This is a genomic window from Streptomyces sp. NPDC058662 (genome assembly GCF_042716255.1).
Classification (GTDB): domain Bacteria; phylum Actinomycetota; class Actinomycetes; order Streptomycetales; family Streptomycetaceae; genus Streptomyces.
On sequence record NZ_JBHXRU010000004.1, the window covers coordinates 93,591 to 107,862 of the forward strand.

Annotated in this window: 21 protein-coding genes; 8 read left to right on the plus strand and 13 right to left on the minus strand. The window is 71.1% G+C overall.

Annotated features, from left to right (window positions below; genetic code table 11):
- Nucleotides 1–53: 53 nt before the first annotated feature.
- Nucleotides 54–638: a TetR/AcrR family transcriptional regulator gene (locus tag ACFWUQ_RS03360; protein WP_384532030.1), complete on the minus strand. Its 585-nt coding sequence runs from the start codon at nt 636–638 to the stop codon at nt 54–56.
- 326 nt (nt 639–964) lie between these two features.
- Between ACFWUQ_RS03360 and ACFWUQ_RS03365 the strand changes: the two genes are divergently transcribed.
- Nucleotides 965–1,162 carry a hypothetical protein gene (locus ACFWUQ_RS03365; RefSeq protein ID WP_384532032.1) on the plus strand — a complete coding sequence of 66 codons (198 nt, stop codon included), beginning with the start codon at nt 965–967 and terminating at the stop codon, nt 1,160–1,162.
- A 43-nt stretch (nt 1,163–1,205) separates the two neighbouring features.
- On the opposite strand, the gene ACFWUQ_RS03370 is transcribed toward ACFWUQ_RS03365, so the two are convergent.
- Entirely contained in the window at nt 1,206–3,170 is a 1,965-nt protein-coding gene (locus tag ACFWUQ_RS03370; protein ID WP_384532035.1) for an acyl-CoA dehydrogenase family protein, read from the minus strand.
- Between the two features lie 86 nt (nt 3,171–3,256).
- On the minus strand, nt 3,257–3,511 hold the full coding sequence (locus tag ACFWUQ_RS03375) for a hypothetical protein (protein WP_384532038.1): 255 nt from the start codon (nt 3,509–3,511) through the stop codon (nt 3,257–3,259).
- 206 nt (nt 3,512–3,717) lie between these two features.
- Between ACFWUQ_RS03375 and ACFWUQ_RS03380 the strand changes: the two genes are divergently transcribed.
- Nucleotides 3,718–3,975 (plus strand): WhiB family transcriptional regulator, encoded by a 258-nt coding sequence (locus ACFWUQ_RS03380; protein WP_384532041.1) that lies wholly within the window; start codon nt 3,718–3,720, stop codon nt 3,973–3,975.
- Nucleotides 3,976–4,045: 70 nt separating this feature from the next.
- On the opposite strand, the gene ACFWUQ_RS03385 is transcribed toward ACFWUQ_RS03380, so the two are convergent.
- Complete coding sequence (locus tag ACFWUQ_RS03385) at nt 4,046–4,303, minus strand: epoxide hydrolase N-terminal domain-containing protein (protein ID WP_384532043.1); 258 nt, start codon at nt 4,301–4,303, stop codon at nt 4,046–4,048.
- A gap of 98 nt (nt 4,304–4,401) precedes the next feature.
- Here ACFWUQ_RS03385 and ACFWUQ_RS03390 point away from each other — a divergent pair, with 98 nt between their 5' ends.
- On the plus strand, nt 4,402–5,514 hold the full coding sequence (locus ACFWUQ_RS03390) for a hypothetical protein (protein ID WP_384532045.1): 1,113 nt from the start codon (nt 4,402–4,404) through the stop codon (nt 5,512–5,514).
- A gap of 87 nt (nt 5,515–5,601) precedes the next feature.
- Here ACFWUQ_RS03390 and ACFWUQ_RS03395 read toward each other — a convergent pair whose 3' ends face one another.
- The 8 genes from ACFWUQ_RS03395 to rpmB form a co-directional block, all read right to left on the minus strand.
- A complete protein-coding gene (locus tag ACFWUQ_RS03395) occupies nt 5,602–5,856 on the minus strand; it encodes a hypothetical protein (protein WP_384532048.1) in 255 nt (84 codons plus the stop codon).
- Nucleotides 5,853–6,725: an oxaloacetate decarboxylase gene (locus ACFWUQ_RS03400; RefSeq protein ID WP_384532051.1), complete on the minus strand. Its 873-nt coding sequence runs from the start codon at nt 6,723–6,725 to the stop codon at nt 5,853–5,855. Before ACFWUQ_RS03400 ends, ACFWUQ_RS03395 begins: the two co-directional genes overlap by 4 nt.
- Nucleotides 6,726–7,013: 288 nt before the next feature.
- The gene (locus ACFWUQ_RS03405) at nt 7,014–7,430 is read right to left on the minus strand and encodes a CBS domain-containing protein (RefSeq protein WP_384532053.1); all 417 of its coding nucleotides are present in this window, start codon (nt 7,428–7,430) and stop codon (nt 7,014–7,016) included.
- Nucleotides 7,431–7,521: 91 nt separating this feature from the next.
- Nucleotides 7,522–7,797 carry a hypothetical protein gene (locus ACFWUQ_RS03410; protein WP_384532055.1) on the minus strand — a complete coding sequence of 92 codons (276 nt, stop codon included), beginning with the start codon at nt 7,795–7,797 and terminating at the stop codon, nt 7,522–7,524.
- Between the two features lie 262 nt (nt 7,798–8,059).
- Complete coding sequence (locus ACFWUQ_RS03415; protein ID WP_384532058.1) at nt 8,060–9,247, minus strand: GTP-binding protein; 1,188 nt, start codon at nt 9,245–9,247, stop codon at nt 8,060–8,062.
- 4 nt (nt 9,248–9,251) lie between these two features.
- Nucleotides 9,252–9,422 (minus strand): 50S ribosomal protein L32, encoded by a 171-nt coding sequence (gene rpmF / locus ACFWUQ_RS03420; protein ID WP_150529992.1) that lies wholly within the window; start codon nt 9,420–9,422, stop codon nt 9,252–9,254.
- Between the two features lie 199 nt (nt 9,423–9,621).
- Nucleotides 9,622–9,927, minus strand: a complete 306-nt coding sequence (gene rpsN / locus ACFWUQ_RS03425; RefSeq protein ID WP_384532062.1) for a 30S ribosomal protein S14 — start codon at nt 9,925–9,927, stop codon at nt 9,622–9,624.
- Entirely contained in the window at nt 9,927–10,163 is a 237-nt protein-coding gene (gene rpmB / locus ACFWUQ_RS03430) for a 50S ribosomal protein L28 (protein WP_384532064.1), read from the minus strand. The genes rpsN and rpmB overlap by 1 nt, the downstream gene beginning before the upstream one ends.
- A 67-nt stretch (nt 10,164–10,230) precedes the next feature.
- On the opposite strand from rpmB, the gene rpmG reads away from it, so the two are divergent.
- The 4 genes from rpmG (at nt 10,231) to rpsR (ending at nt 12,136) form a co-directional block, all read left to right on the plus strand.
- Entirely contained in the window at nt 10,231–10,395 is a 165-nt protein-coding gene (gene rpmG, locus ACFWUQ_RS03435; RefSeq protein WP_384532066.1) for a 50S ribosomal protein L33, read from the plus strand.
- A gap of 39 nt (nt 10,396–10,434) precedes the next feature.
- Entirely contained in the window at nt 10,435–10,680 is a 246-nt protein-coding gene (locus ACFWUQ_RS03440; protein WP_384532069.1) for a type B 50S ribosomal protein L31, read from the plus strand.
- The gene (locus ACFWUQ_RS03445; protein WP_384532072.1) at nt 10,680–11,831 is read left to right on the plus strand and encodes a CobW family GTP-binding protein; all 1,152 of its coding nucleotides are present in this window, start codon (nt 10,680–10,682) and stop codon (nt 11,829–11,831) included. Before ACFWUQ_RS03440 ends, ACFWUQ_RS03445 begins: the two co-directional genes overlap by 1 nt.
- A 68-nt stretch (nt 11,832–11,899) precedes the next feature.
- A complete protein-coding gene (gene rpsR / locus ACFWUQ_RS03450; protein WP_384532075.1) occupies nt 11,900–12,136 on the plus strand; it encodes a 30S ribosomal protein S18 in 237 nt (78 codons plus the stop codon).
- A 79-nt stretch (nt 12,137–12,215) separates the two neighbouring features.
- On the opposite strand, the gene ACFWUQ_RS03455 is transcribed toward rpsR, so the two are convergent.
- Nucleotides 12,216–12,842 (minus strand): GNAT family N-acetyltransferase, encoded by a 627-nt coding sequence (locus ACFWUQ_RS03455; RefSeq protein ID WP_384532077.1) that lies wholly within the window; start codon nt 12,840–12,842, stop codon nt 12,216–12,218.
- A gap of 123 nt (nt 12,843–12,965) precedes the next feature.
- Here ACFWUQ_RS03455 and ACFWUQ_RS03460 point away from each other — a divergent pair, with 123 nt between their 5' ends.
- On the plus strand, nt 12,966–14,240 hold the full coding sequence (locus ACFWUQ_RS03460) for an ATP-grasp domain-containing protein (RefSeq protein ID WP_384532080.1): 1,275 nt from the start codon (nt 12,966–12,968) through the stop codon (nt 14,238–14,240).
- Nucleotides 14,241–14,272 lie beyond the last annotated feature (32 nt).

Below are 14,272 nucleotides of genomic sequence, written 5' to 3' on the forward strand. Positions count from 1 at the left end.
ATGAGGGCATGGAATAGGCAGCCCGGCGACTCCGGTGAGCGCGCGCGATCCGGTCAGTCCAGCAGGGTGAGCGCCTGCTCAGCCGCATCCCGTACCCGGGCGGGATCGCCCGAGGCCTTGCCGACGACCCGGATGCCCTGCAGGAGGACCAGCAGCATGCGGGCCAGTGCGTGCGGATCACGGTTCTCGGACAGCTCGCCCTGGGCCCGGGCCCGTACGAGCGAAGAGTGCAGCCGGGTCTCGACGTGCTCCCAGCTGATCTCGACCCGACGGGCCGCCGCAGGGTCATGCGGGGCCAGCTCGGCCGCGGTATTGGTGACGAAGCAGCCGTTCAACCGGCCGTCCGGGGAAGCTGCCTCCGCGGCGAACCGGCGCACCACCGCCCGCACCGCGGGCAGCGCGGGGCCCGGTTCGGACAGCTCCGCCAGGAGGAGCGGGTTTCGCACCTCGGCGTACCGGTCCAGGGCTTTCAGGTACAGCTCGTGCTTGCTGCCGAAGGTCGCGTAGATGCTGGCGCGGCCGATACCGAGGTGCTCGACGAGATCCGCCACCGACGTCGCTTCGTAGCCGCGCCGCCAGAACAGCTCAAGGGCTGACTGCAGCGCGGCGTCCGGATCGAATTCCTTGGTCCTGGCCACGTCGAAGATCATAAACCAATCTGGAACGCTCGGTCAATAATCATGCGTCGTGGCCGAGCCTGTGAGCGAGCGGAGCCGTGAGGGCTCCCGACCGCCATCCGTCCGAGTTGGACCGACTGTTCCTGGACTTACTCGCAGCACGACCACGCGCACCATGGTCGCGGACGAAGCGCAGTGGCTCTATCCAGAAACGTTCGGATACTTCTGGTTCCTCTGGGAGCACGCCTACACCCAGATCCGGATCATCTCCGCCGGCGGAGAAGGCGCGCACAGCGTGCCGCGCAAGGAGCCGATGCTGTCCTCCCACACGGACGCGACGGTGCGCCTTGTGCGTCACCGCCGCGCTTGCCCTGTGGGGTACGGCCGCCTGGACGCTCACCAGCACAGTGCCCGCCACCGCCCCCGGACAGCCGCCCCGACACCCTGATCGGCGCGCCGAGCACCGGGGAGCCGGGCTGCCCTCGTACGGCATCGGCTCGAAGCTGTCCTACGCCGTCCAGGCCCCGGAGGCGGATCCCGCGTGACCGCCGGAGCCCGCTACGTGTCCGCGCCCGGCGGCGGCCCGGGTCAGCCCACGAGGTCCGGGGCCCGCAGCACGGCGGACGGGATGCCCCACGCGTCGACGAGGTCGACCGCGAGGGGACGCACCTTGCGGCAGAGGTCGTTCACCTCGCGGGTGATCGCCTTGGAACGCTGGACGGTCAGCCGCCCGTGCTCCATGAACCAGGCCCGGTCCGCCTCGATCGCCGTCAGGGCGAACAGGTCGCACAGGAGACCGAGCGCCGCCTTCTCGCCCCCTTCGGGCAGCGAGCGCACCTGGTCGACGAAGGCCTCCGCCACCAGCCGCTCGACGTGGGCGCGCGCGAGCGCGATGACGTGGTCCTGCACCTGCGAGAAGACGGCGCCGGGGTCGCGCTTCACGTCGATGCCGCGCTTGATCCGCCGGGCAAGCCCGGCGAGCATGTGCTCCTCGCGGAAGCGGAGCATGGCCAGTTGGTACTCCGAGTCGCGCAGCCCCGCTTCCCGGTCCCACTCGTCGCCGCCGGGCAGTAGATCGCGTACCCGTTCGAGCAGTTTGTGCGCCGACGTCCGCTCGATGACCGTCTCGACGGCGAGGCCGGTGACGTAGCGGACCATGCCGAGCTGGTCGAGGTCCTCGAACTCGCTCGCGTGGTCGGTGAGCAGCCCCTTGGCCACGAGCTGCAGCAGAACGTGGTTGTCGCCCTCGAACGTGGTGAAGACGTCGCTGTCGCCCTTGAGGGCGGCGAACCGGTTCACGGCCAGGTAGCCGGCGCCGCCGCACGCCTCGCGGCACTCCTGGACGACCCGGGTGGCGTGCCACGTACCGAGCGCCTTGAGCCCCGCCGCCCGCGATTCGAGCCGCCGCCGCGCCCGCGGATCGTCCTCGGTACCCGAGAACACCTCGTGCAGCTGCGTGCGCACGACGTCCTGCGCGGCGTGCAGGGCGTACGTGCGGGCGATGAGCGGCAGCAGGCGGCGCTGGTGCAGGCCGTAGTCGAGGAGTACCTGCTCCTCCGCGTCGGAGGCCGCCTGGAACTGCCGCCGTCGCACGGAGTACTTCGTGGCGATCGCCAAGGCGGCCTTCGCGACGCTGATCCCGGCGCCGGCGACGCTGACCCGCCCCTGTACCAGGGTGCCGAGCATGGTGAAGAAGCGCCGGTCGGGGTTGTCGATCGCACTCTCGTAGACGCCCTCGGGAGTGACGCCGGCGAACCTGTCGAGGAGTGCCTCGCGCGGTACCCGCACCCCGTCGAACCAGATGCGACCGTTGTCCACCCCGTTGAGCCCCATCTTGCGGCCGTCGTCCTCGATCCGGACGCCGGGCGCAGTCTGGCCGCCCACCCGCACGGGTACGACGAAGGCGTGCACCCCCCGGGACCGGCCGTCCACCTCCAATTGGGCGAAGACCACGGCCAGTTCGGCATGGCGGGCGGCGTTGCCGATGTAGTCCTTGCGCGCGTGGTCGTCGGGGGTGGTGATGACGAACTCGCCGCTGCCGGGGTCGTACGTCGCGACGGTGCCGAGCGCCTGGACGTTGGAGCCGTGCCCGGTCTCGGTCATCGCGAAGCAGCCCATCAGCTTCCCGCTGACCAGGTCCGGGAGGTAGGCGCGGTGGTGGCGCTCGGTGCCCAGATGCAGGATCGCGCCGCCGAAGAGCCCGAACTGCACCCCGACCTTCACCAGGACCGACAGATCACCGAAGGCCAGCGTCTCGAACGCGGCGATCGAGGCCCCGACATCGCCGCCCCCGCCGTACTCGGCGGGGAAGCCCATACCGGTCTGGCCGGTCGCGGCCATCTTGACGACGATCTCACGCACCCGCTCGCGAAACGCGTCGATGCCGAGCTCGTCGGCGTCGTTGAGCACGGAGGCGTACGTCACCAGATTGGTGCGGACCAGGTCGCGGATCCCGGCGTACTCGCCGTCGAGCATCCCGGCCAGCGAGGGGACGTCGATCTCGGGCTGCACGTAGCCGGTCGCCGCAGGGGCGGAAGCGTTCTGTGGATCCATGCCGTCCCGCTACCCCGCCGCAAGACGATCAACCGGGGACGAACGGGGGCCGCCGACGCCCCGCGCCCTGCGGCGACCCGCTGCGCTCACTCCCTGCCCGCCACCGGTACGCCGGCACGGCCGCGCGGATGGCGGTCCTGGCCGTCCTCCTCCCCGGCCGCGGTCGACCGTTCCCCGGTACCCGCCCGGCTTCCGGGGCGGACCTCCCGCCGGCGGCCTATCTGCGTCCATTCGGCGAACCACCAGGCTCCGGCCACCACGACCCCCCACACCAGGCCGCTGAGCGTGGCCGCCCGCCAGGACGCGCCTTCATTCCACCGTTCGACGCCAGTCAGAGCCACCCAGCTGATCGCGAGTACAGCTGCCGTACGAACACGTCGATGCTTGAACATGCGCCCCGCCTACCCCGAGCGTGTCGGCTAAACGGAACCCGTGCTCCGGCGACTGCGCAAAGAAAAGGGAGATGTGCCCGATCTGCCGCATACAGCCGCCGATAGCGGTCAGGTGAGCGGAGGAATCATCCTGCGACGCGAATGGAGGCACGACGATGGACTGGCGTCATGAGGCCGCCTGTCGGCGGGAGGACCCGGATCTGTTCTTCCCCGTCGGCACCGGAGGCCCTGCCCTGCTCCAGATCGAGGAGGCGAAGGCGGTGTGCCGCCGGTGCCCGGTTCTGGACTCCTGCCTTGAGTGGGCCCTTCAAGGGGGCGTGGAGATGGGCGTGTGCGGTGGCCTCACCGAGGATGAGCGGCGGGCCGTCAAGCGACGGTCGACTCGAACGGCCCGCGCTCGGCTGGAAGCCTGATCAGACGGTTGCCGTACTTCCGCCGCCGTCGAAGAGACGGTGAGAGACCGTCAGAGACGGTCGGAGTCCGTCACGGGCGCGCAGCCCGCGGGCCCGTGAGCTGCGGGCCCGCGAGCGCGCGTCCGGCGGCGGCGCCGGCCACCACCGTCAGTGCGAACCGGTGCCGCCGCCACTGACCGTGCCGAACAAGGCGCGGACCTCGGTGAGCGGCCCGGTTGCTGGAGCAGGGCCAGTCGTGCAGCAGGAGCAACGCCAACGCCGCCGGGTTCTGTGAACGGACGTGCAGGAAGTGGAGGTTCGCCCGCTGTACCCGCTGTACCCGCTCCACACCCGGGGTAGGACCCGGGGCGACGCATGCTCTGACCTGGGCTTATCTCTGCCCAGAGCTATTGCGGGGAGTGATCAGTTGGGGAATGATGACCCGCCGTGACCATCTTCCTCGCCGTCCTACTCGGCGTGCTCCTCGTCGCGCTCCACCGCCTCTTCATCACCCCCCGCCGTACCGCCGGTGGGGTAACGGAGCACTTTGTCGCGTCCGCCTACGGCCTCCCGCCCCGGGAGCTGCTCGACCCCCAGCGCCCGGGCCCGCCCCCGCCCGCCGCCCGTACGGAGGAGCGGCAGGCCGTCGCCCATGCCGCGTGGGACGGAGACTGGAAGGCCGCCGAGAGGTACATCCGGGCGGCGGGCAAGGACTGGGACGAGCGCTGGGACCGGCTGGAGCTCCTGCAGCAGGTCGCCCGGGAGGACGACGCCTGGCTGCACGCCTGGCGCGCCGCCGAACCGGGGAACTGCGACGCGGCCACCCTCCACGCGAGCATCATGGTCCACCGCGCCTGGGAGATCCGGGGCAGCGGATACGTCCACGAGGTCCCGGCCTCGGACATGAACACCTTCCGCGCCATGCTCCCGGCCGCCATCGAGGAGGCGCGGCAGGCCGCGCTGCTCGACCCGGAGAACCCGGGTCCCTGGGTCGTCATGATCACGGCAGCACGCGGAGCGCGGTACGGCCACTCGCAGTTCGAGTGGCTCTGGGAGGGACTCACCGCTCGCGCGCCCCACCACTACGAGGGCCACGGTCAAGCCCTCCAGTACTGGTGCGCCAAATGGCACGGCAGCGACCGGCGGATGATGCGCTTCGCCCGCCGGGCCGTCGGCAACGCCCCGGCCGGCAGCCCGCTCGCCGGTATCTACCTGCAGGCGCTGCGCGAACTCACCGACCGGCGCGGCTCCGTCGCACTGCCCGTCACGCCCATGACGAGGAAGGTGCTGCGGCAGGTCGCCGCCTCGTTCGAGCAGGTCCCGCCCGACGACGAGCGTTTGCCCTCCTTGCGCCACCTGCTGGCGCACAGCATGCTCCGGGCGATGATGTACGCGGCCGCCCTGGAGCAGTTCCGCCTGATCGGACCCTGGTGCGGCGCCCGGCCCTGGCAGGGGGACGGCAACCCGGTCGCCGCCTTCGAAACGGCCCGCGGCACGGCCGCGAAGCTGTCCCGGACCCGTCCCGCGCCGACGTCGAAGGTGTACGGGATGGGCCGCTAGATCCTGCGGCGGAGGCCGGAGCAGGGTCCACGGGGTGGGGTACGTGAGCGGCCGGGCTTCATGCGGAAGCCCGGCCGCTGTTCCGTATCAAGGGCTGTCCTCCGCGGGACGCACGGTGTGGACGAGGGTGGCGAGCATGTCGACGGCGCTGCCCTCGTGGTCGCTGCCGGCAGTACCGCTGCCCTGCTGGACATTGGCGGCGCGGTCGACTTCGAGGACGGAATCGGCGTGGGAGTTGTCGATGACGGTGATCAGGCTCTCAGCCGCGGCGGCGGGCGCGGCGCCGCCACCGATCAGGGTCACCGCCAGGTAGGCAGCGGCCCGCAGACGCGCACTGGTCACACCCCGGCACTCTCGCGCGCCGACGGTACGGCCTGGTGCCGGGTGATGTTCTTGGCCAGGAGGCGGGTCGACTCGGTGACGCCGATCTCCTGTCCGTCCTGGGCGCCGGGAAGGCGTCCGTCGGCGAGGTGGAGTTCGGCGAGGGCGGTGTCCATCGCCCGGTGGGCGGCGAACAGGCACGGGGTGCTGTAGATGGCGACGTCGACGCCGAGCTCGGTGAGTTCGCTGAGGGAGAGGCGAGGGGACTTGCCGCCGGCGATCTGGTTGAACAGCAGGGGCTTGCCGCCGACCACCTCCCGGATCCGCTCGATCCACTCCACGCTGCGGACCCCGTCCACCAGGACGACATCAGCGTCCGTGGCGGCCAGGGCCTCGGCGCGCCGCAGAATGTCGTCCTCCTCCGTCGCGTCGGTGCGCGCGACGACGAGCAGGTCCTGGCGCGTGGCCAGGACCATCTCCAGCTTCTCCAGGTACTCGTCCAGCGGCAGCACCAGTTTCCCGTCGGCGTGCCCGCACCGCCGGGGCCGCTTCTGGTCCTCAAGGATGACGCCCGAGGCGCCGCTCCGCTCCAGGTTCTCGACGACGTGGCAGGCCACCTCGGGGTCGACGTAGCCGTCGTCGATGTCGACCAGGAGGTGGTGGTGGGGGAAGGCACCGCGCAGCCGCTGCACGAAGGCCACCATGTCGGGCCAGGCGATGAACCCGATGTCGGGCAGCCCGTAGTAGGAGGCCGCGAAGCCGAAGCCGGAGACGAACATCCCGTCGTAGTGGCCGGCCGCGATGGACGCCGAGTACATGTCGTACACGCCGATCAGCGGGGTGGTGCCCGGCTTGGCGATCTGCTCGCGCAGCAAGTTTCCGTAACTCATGATCAGGTTCTCCCGGAGGACGCTGATGTCGGTGATCACGGGTGCGGTTGCGACCCGCGGTGCTTTACCGAAACCTGATCATTTCCTGACTGTTTCAGGGGGAACGGTTACTGCACGCGTGTGCTCACGCGAACGGCCCAACCCGTTCATCCCTGAAACGTCCCTGCAACCGCCCACGCGGCCCGTGCGGGACGCGCGCCCGTACGGCGCCGATCGAGGCATCGCCGCATCGCCGACCGCGGGGGCAGGGATGCCTCGATCGTGCCGGGGGCTGTGCGCGGTACGGGGTCAGTCGACGGAGAGGGCCTGGAGGAGGTCCGCGACCTGAGGGTCGGGCAGGGCGCGGGCGACGTCCGCCTGAGCGACGATGCCGACGAGGCGGTGGCCGTCGATGACGGGCAGGCGCCGCACCTGGTGCTCGCTCATGGTGCGCAGGATTTCGGCGGCGTCGTCGTCGGCGCCGATGGTGACCGCCTCACCCTGCGCCAGTTCTCCGGCCGTGACCTCGGACGGGTCCCGGCCGGCGCCCAGGACCTTCACGACGATGTCGCGGTCGGTGAGCATGCCCTTGAGCTTGTCGTCCTCACCGCAGATCGGCAGCGCACCGACGTCCAGCCGGGTCATCTTCTTCGCGGCCTCCAGGACCGTCTGCTGCGCGCCGATGCACTCGGCGCCCTCTGTCATGATCTCGCGAGCCGTCGTCATGCGGTCGTACTCCTCGGGTGTGGGGGTGGGCGTGGCTGTTGGTGTCGGTTGGGTGTGGCGCGGCTGTGGTGGGGGGCCCGTGCCCTGGCCGTCAGGTGTGCAGGCGGCTGTTGGTGCCGTCGTGACCGTCCGCGTGGTCCTCGTCGAACCAGTAGTCGCCGGCGGCCAGATAGCGGAAGGAGTGGACGCTCCGGTCCGGCAGGGCGACGCTGACGGCGCGCGTCCCGTCTCCGCGGGACTCCAGGGTGTGGGTGCCGGGCTGCCAGTCGTTGAAGTCGCCGACGACACTGACGGGGCCGGGCGGGGTGTCGGCAGGCAGGACGAAGGTGACGTGTGAGCGGTCCTTGAGCTGCTTGCGCTCCAGCATCGGAGAACTCCTCGCGGCAGGGGATGATGCGGCTCATCCTCCGGCCGGAGACCAGCGCGGGCCTCCGGAGACGGCCGAGAGGGTGCCTTCCTCACCCGTGCGGCAGCGTCCTCGCCCCGGGCCCGAGCCCGGCCGGGTGCCACGGGCCGCACGGGTGTGCGGGTGCGTGAGGTGCACGCGGGCCGGTCGACGGCAGACGGCGCGCCCGGGCGGGGCCGGGCTGGGCGGTGCCGTGGCTGCGACCACCGCCCAGCCCGGAGTCTCAGGCTGCCGTCGACCGGCCCGCAGGTGCGGCGGCGGACTCGTGCTCGCAGGCGTCGTCGATGCCGTACGTCTCCCATTCCGGGAAGTCGTCTTCGGCCGGGGCCGGCTCGTCGGGGCTGAGCAGGCAGGCTTCGAGTGTCGCCCGGAGCGCATCGGCGCGCAGTCCGGTGCCGATGAAGACCAGCTCCTGGCCCTGGGCCGTGTCCGGGCCGCGGGTTCCCGAGGGCTCGAAGCGGGCGACCGCGCCGGCCTGGGACCACAGACCGGTCACCCGGGGGCGGCTGGAGAGCCAGAAGAACCCCTTCGACCGGAGGATCCGCCCGAAGGTGCCGCTGTCGAGGCCCTTGGTGACGAACGTCCACAGCCTGCCGGGATGGAAGGGCGCGTCGGCGCGGAACACCAGCGAGGAGATGCCGTACTCCACGGTCTCCGGGACGTGGTCCCCGTTGAGCTCCTTGACCCAGCCCGGGGCCTGCTGGGCCCGCTCCACGTCGAACAGTCCGGTGCCCAGCACCTGTTCGAGCGCCACATGGCCGCGTACGGCAGGCACGATCCGGGCCTCGGGATTGAGCCGGGCGAGGGTGGCGCGCAGTCGCGCGGCGTCGCCCGGCCCGACCAGGTCGAGCTTGTTGAGGACGATGACGTCCGCGAACTCGACCTGGTCGACGAGGAGATCGCTGACGGTCCGCTCGTCGTCCTCGTACTGGTCGAGGCCGCGCGCGACGAGTTCGTCCCCGTCGGCGAGTTCGCGCAGGAAGTTCGAGGCGTCGACGACGGTGACCATGGTGTCGAGGCGGGCCAGGTCGCCGAGGGTGGCGCCGTCGTCCCGGGGGAAGGAGAAGGTGGCGGCGACCGGCATGGGCTCGGAGATGCCGCTGGACTCGATGAGCAGGTAGTCGAAACGGCCTTCGCGGGCGAGCCGGTCGACCTCCTCCAGCAGGTCGTCGCGCAGGGTGCAGCAGATGCACCCGTTGGTCATCTCGACCAACCGCTCCTCGGTGCGCGAGAGCGCCGCTTCGCCACCGCGCACAAGCGCGGCGTCGATGTTGACCTCGCTCATGTCATTGACGATCACCGCGACCCGCAGGCCCTCGCGGTTGCCCAGCACATGGTTGAGAAGGGTGGTCTTGCCGGCGCCGAGGAAGCCGGACAGAACCGTCACCGGCAGGCGGTCGTACGAGGTCACGAGCTCAGCCTTCGGGCCGGATGAGGCCGCGCTCGTACGCCTTCACCAGTCGCTGGGGGACCTGGTAGACGGAGCCGTCGACCGTGATCGGCACCAGCTGGGGCGTGGTCGCCTTCCACTGCGCGCGGCGGTGGCGGGTGTTGCTGCGGGACATCTTCCGCTTGGGGACGGCCATGGTGGGACTCCTCGGTTGGGTGTGGACTCGGAAGGGGCTGCTCGGTTTCGCAGGTGTACGCGTGCGGCCCCCTTCGGGCCCCCCTTGCTTGCCCGTTGTGGTGCCGCACGCGTACGGGATTCACCCTAGCCGCTCATGGTAATCATTTTCAATGAGCGGCCGGGTGGGTGTGCGGGTATCGCCCGCGGTCAAGTGCCGACTACCAGGACGACTTCGTCACTCCTGGCAGGAAGCCCGCGTGTGCCTGCCGGCGGGCCCGCACGCGCGAGAGTCCGAACTTGCGCAGGTGGCCACGGGGGCGGCCGTCCACGCTGTCGCGATTGCGCACTCGGGTGGCGCTGGCATCGCGCGGTTGCCGGCGCAGCTCCGCGAGGGCGGCCTCCCGTTCGACTGGGGTGGCGGACGGGCGGCGGACGGCCTCCTTGAGTTCGGCCCGACGTGCGGCGTAGCGCGCGACGATCTCCTTGCGCTTCTCGTTCTGTGCGATCTTGCTCTTCTTCGCCATCAGACCTTTCCTCCCCGTGCGCGGATCCGGCTCACGGCGGCCTCGACGCCGATCGCGTCCACCGTCTTGATCGCCCTGGCGCTCAGCGTCAGGCGGACGTGGCGCCCCTCGCTCGCCAGCCAGTAGCGCTTGCGCTGGATGTTCGGGTCGAAGCGGCGTGAGGTACGCCGGTGTGAGTGGGAGATGGCGTTGCCGAAGCCCGGCTTGGCGCCGGTCAGTTGACAGTGGGCTGACATGGAGGCTGCCGCCTTTCACGATGAGCACGCTTGTTGGTAATGAAAACCAGTGTCATATACTAGCCTCATGGCACGCAACGAGATCCGCCCGGTCATCAAGCTCCGCTCCACCGCAGGCACCGGGTTCACCTATGTGACGCGCAAGAACCGGCGCAACGACCCCGATCGGCTGACGCTGCGCAAGTACGACGCCGTCGTACGCCGGCACGTCGATTTCCGCGAAGAGCGCTGACCCCGCACACCCCGCCCCGACCATCGAAAGGCCCCTGCCATGAAGCCCGGAATCCACCCCGCCTACGGGCCCGTCGTCTTCCGCGACTCCGCCTCCGGCACCGCTTTCCTCACCCGCTCCACGATGACCAGCGACAAGACCGTCGACTGGGAGGACGGCCACACCTACCCGGTCGTGGACGTGGAGATCTCCTCGGCGAGCCACCCCTTCTACACGGGCACCGCTCGCGTCCTCGACACCGCCGGCCGCGTCGAGCGGTTCGAGCGCCGCTACGGAGCCCGCTGATGGCTCACGATCACCAGCTCCCCGTTGTGATCGTCGCCGGCCTCCACGCCGACGCACGGAAGGAGGTCGTCGAGCGCCTCCTGCGGACCGTCCCGGGCAGTGTGGCGCTGCACCACGACCTCGCGTCGGCATCCGACGGCACCGTGCTCCGCCTGATCCGCGACGCCGGCGGCACCGTCTCCCGCGGCGAGACGCCCCTGGTCAACGACTGCGCGTGCTGCGCGCTGCGCGAGGACCTGATTCCCGAACTGGAGCGGATGGCGGACAACGGTCCGACCCGGCTCGCCGTGGTCGAGCTGTGGGACTCGGTCGAACCGAAGGCCATGGCGGAGGTCATCGCCGGACATGGCGGCGACCGGCTGGTCGTGACGGGCGTGATCACCGCCGTGGACCCGGCACTCGTCCTGCCGTACCTCGCCAACGGCGACGACCTCGCCGAGGCCGGGCTCGCGGCGGCCCCCACCGACCAGCGGACCGTCGGTGACACCTGGGCCCGTCAGCTGGAGTACGCACCCGTCCTCGCGGTCGTCGACAGCGACGAGGCCGACGACCAGGACCATGCCCTCCTCGCGCAGCTGCATCCCACCGCGCGTCGAGTACCGGCCGAGTCCGTCGACCTCGCGCGGGCCGCGCTCGCCGGCTTCGACATCGAGGCCGCCGCGGCCGCCCAGCACCCCGCGTGCGCGCTCCTGCCCCAGGAAGCCGACGACGCCGGCGTCACCACGTTCGTCTGGCGCCGCCGGCGGCCGTTCCACCCGGAACGCCTCTACCGGGCGCTCGAAGACCTGTGCTGCGCCGCCGCCCGCAGCCGCGGCCGGTTCTGGCTCGCCGACCGCCCGGACACGCTGCTCGCCTGGGACGCGGCCGGCGGAGCACTGTGCGTGGAGAGCGCCGGGCCGTGGCTGGCGTCACTGCCCGCCGCGGCGTGGGACATGGTCCCGCCCATGCGTCAGGCGGCGGCCGCGCTCGACTGGCACCCGGACCACGGCGACTGCTGCCAGCACCTCGTCTTCACCTCACCCGGCCTGGACCGGGACAGACTGGAACAGCTCCTCGACTCCTGCCTGCTGACGGACGCGGAGTACGGGTCGGGACGCGAAGCCTGGCAGCTCCTGCCCGCCGCCTTCGACTCCCTCCTCGACGCCGCCTGACACCCGCACCCACCCGATCGCGGCCCGGTGAGGCCGTAACCGAATCGTTCATGCAAGGAGAACCCCTCATGCCCCGACGCCCCCACCCCGGCGAGCCCGTGAAGTCCCGGCCCAACCCCCTCGACGCCGCCGAGGTCACCTACATCGACTACAAGGACACCGACCTGCTGCGGAAGTTCATCTCCGACCGCGGAAAGATCCGCAGCCGGCGCGTCACCCGGGTCACGGCCCAGCAGCAGCGGGCCCTCGCCACCGCCGTCAAGAACGCGCGCGAGATGGCCCTGCTGCCGTACGCCGGCCGCTGACGGCACCCGGGCCCACGCCCGGACGTCGCCGGCCCAGGGGAGGGCGTGCGCGGGCCGGGGCCCCTGGGGGAGTGGCGGGTCAGCCGACCGCGGCCGGCTCCCGGTGCGGCCCCGGCCCCGACCCCGGCTCGGGATCCGTTCCCGCCTCGCGGAGCGGCATCTCGAAGTGGACGGTCCCGTAGCCTCCGTGCTCTCCGGTGGTGCGGGCGTCGAAGACCTCGGTGGCCATGCTGCGCCAGAAGTGCTCCGCGCCGGGGATGTCGACGTTGGTGTGCAGGTAGATCCGCTCGTAGCCGGGTACGGCCGCGGCGAACGCGCAGGCGGTCCGCACCATGACGCGGGCCAGTCCGTGCCTCCGGTGCTCGGGGCGTACGTACACGCGCAGCAACTGTGCGGTCCGTCCCGAGGGGTAGCGCTCGACGAGGCTTCGCGGGTGCGGAGGGTGGACGGGGCCGCGCGAGTTGAGTGCGGTGGTGCCGACCACCTCGCCGCCTTCGCCCACGGCCACGACGAGCGTGTGCCGCGGATGCCGCAGGTAGGTGCCGTCCAGGTCGACGACGTCCGGGTGCCAGTCCGGTACGTACCCGTAGCCGAACTCCCGGTAGAAGGTGTCCAGCATGACCCGCCGGGCGCCGGGCAGGTCCTCGGTTCCGGCGTGCCGCACCGTGTACGGCCCGACCCTCTGATCTCGCGTCAGCTCTGTCATCACACTCCGCCTCTCATGCTCCGGGGGCCGCAGGCTATCGGAAAACTGGCGTATTGGAAATGAAAACGATTTCCTATAACGTCTGCGTCGCACAGAGCCGACGGCAATCTGGAAGGAAGTCCGGTGGGACATCTGCTGGTGATCGAAAGCTGGGTGGGGTCGATGAGCAGGCTGCTGCCCAGAGCCATCCGCGAAGACGGGCACGAGTTCACCTTCGTCACCCGCGACCTGCACCACTACCTGCGCGCAGCCCCCGCGGGGGACGGGCCGCACCCGCTGCTCACAGCACGTAACGTCATCACGGCGGACACCAACGACACGGCCGCACTCCTCGCGCGGTTGGAGGGCCTGCACGCCGTCCTCGGCTTCGACGCAGTGGTCTCCTCCTGCGACTACTACCTGCCGGCCGTCGCGCACACGGCCCGGCGCCTCGGCCTGCCCGGACCAGCCCCGGAGGCCGTCGAAGCGGCATGCCGCAAGGACCTGACGCGCCGTGTGCTGGCTGAGGCCGGCGTTCCCGGCCCCCGGTTCGCGCTCTGCGAAGGGGCCGTGGAGGCAGCGGTCGCCGCTCGTGAGATCGGCTACCCGCTCGTGGTCAAGCCGGTGGACCTGTGTGCGGGCATGTTGGTCCGCGCGGTGCGCGACGAGCACGAACTGCGGCTCGCCTGCCAGGCGATGGCCGAGTTCCCGGTCAACGCGCGCGGCCAGGAACGGACGCCGGTCATCCTGCTGGAGGAACTGCTGCACGGGCCCGAAGTCAGCGTCGAGACCGTCTCCTTCGGCGGTGCCACGCACGTTGTCGGGGTCACCGACAAGAGCATCGGCGGGGCGCCCGCCTTCATCGAGACCGGCCACATGTTCCCGGCAGGCATCGAGGAGGCCCTGGCGTCGGAGGCCGCCGAGACCGCGCTGGGGGCGATCAAGGCGCTGGGCCTGGACCAGGTGGTCTGCCACACCGAGATCAAGCTGACGCCCGACGGGCCCCGGCTGGTCGAGGTCAACCCCCGCCCGGCCGGCAACCGCATCACCGAACTGGTCCGCCACGTCACGGGAGTCGACCTGGCCACCGCATGCGTTGACGTGGCCCTGGGGCGCACCCCCGACTTGGCGCCGCGACCGACCGGTGTGCGCAGCACCGCCATCTCCTTCCTGCTGCCCGACACCGCCGGGGTCCTCGCCGGCATCGAAGGGGCCGAGGCCGTACGAGCCCGGCCCGAGGTGCTGGAGCTGACCCTCGCCGAACCCGGCCGCACCGTGCGGGCCGCCACCAGCAACAACGAGTACGTCGGCCACGTCATGACCGCCGACACCGAGGGCGGCGGCGCCCGCGCGTCCGCCGAGCGGCTGCTCGCCGACCTGCGTCCCTGTTACGAGCCCGCCACGGCGGTGCTCGCGTGACCCTGCCGGCCCTGCACACCCCTGAAACGATC

Bases quoted from the DNA above. Each gene is read 5' to 3' on its own strand.
- ACFWUQ_RS03405 (WP_384532053.1), bottom strand. From the start codon at position 7,430: ATGACGACGGCTCGCGAGATCATGACAGAGGGCGCCGAGTGCATCGGC.
- rpmG (WP_384532066.1), top strand. From the start codon at position 10,231: ATGGCACGCAACGAGATCCGCCCGGTCATCAAGCTCCGCTCCACCGCA.
- rpmB (WP_384532064.1), bottom strand. From the start codon at position 10,163: ATGTCAGCCCACTGTCAACTGACCGGCGCCAAGCCGGGCTTCGGCAAC.
- rpsR (WP_384532075.1), top strand. From the start codon at position 11,900: ATGCCCCGACGCCCCCACCCCGGCGAGCCCGTGAAGTCCCGGCCCAAC.
- ACFWUQ_RS03440 (WP_384532069.1), top strand. From the start codon at position 10,435: ATGAAGCCCGGAATCCACCCCGCCTACGGGCCCGTCGTCTTCCGCGAC.
- ACFWUQ_RS03380 (WP_384532041.1), top strand. From the start codon at position 3,718: ATGGACTGGCGTCATGAGGCCGCCTGTCGGCGGGAGGACCCGGATCTG.
- ACFWUQ_RS03455 (WP_384532077.1), bottom strand. From the start codon at position 12,842: ATGACAGAGCTGACGCGAGATCAGAGGGTCGGGCCGTACACGGTGCGG.
- rpmF (WP_150529992.1), bottom strand. From the start codon at position 9,422: ATGGCCGTCCCCAAGCGGAAGATGTCCCGCAGCAACACCCGCCACCGC.
- rpsN (WP_384532062.1), bottom strand. From the start codon at position 9,927: ATGGCGAAGAAGAGCAAGATCGCACAGAACGAGAAGCGCAAGGAGATC.
- ACFWUQ_RS03410 (WP_384532055.1), bottom strand. From the start codon at position 7,797: ATGCTGGAGCGCAAGCAGCTCAAGGACCGCTCACACGTCACCTTCGTC.
- ACFWUQ_RS03400 (WP_384532051.1), bottom strand. From the start codon at position 6,725: ATGAGTTACGGAAACTTGCTGCGCGAGCAGATCGCCAAGCCGGGCACC.
- ACFWUQ_RS03370 (WP_384532035.1), bottom strand. From the start codon at position 3,170: ATGGATCCACAGAACGCTTCCGCCCCTGCGGCGACCGGCTACGTGCAG.
- ACFWUQ_RS03445 (WP_384532072.1), top strand. From the start codon at position 10,680: ATGGCTCACGATCACCAGCTCCCCGTTGTGATCGTCGCCGGCCTCCAC.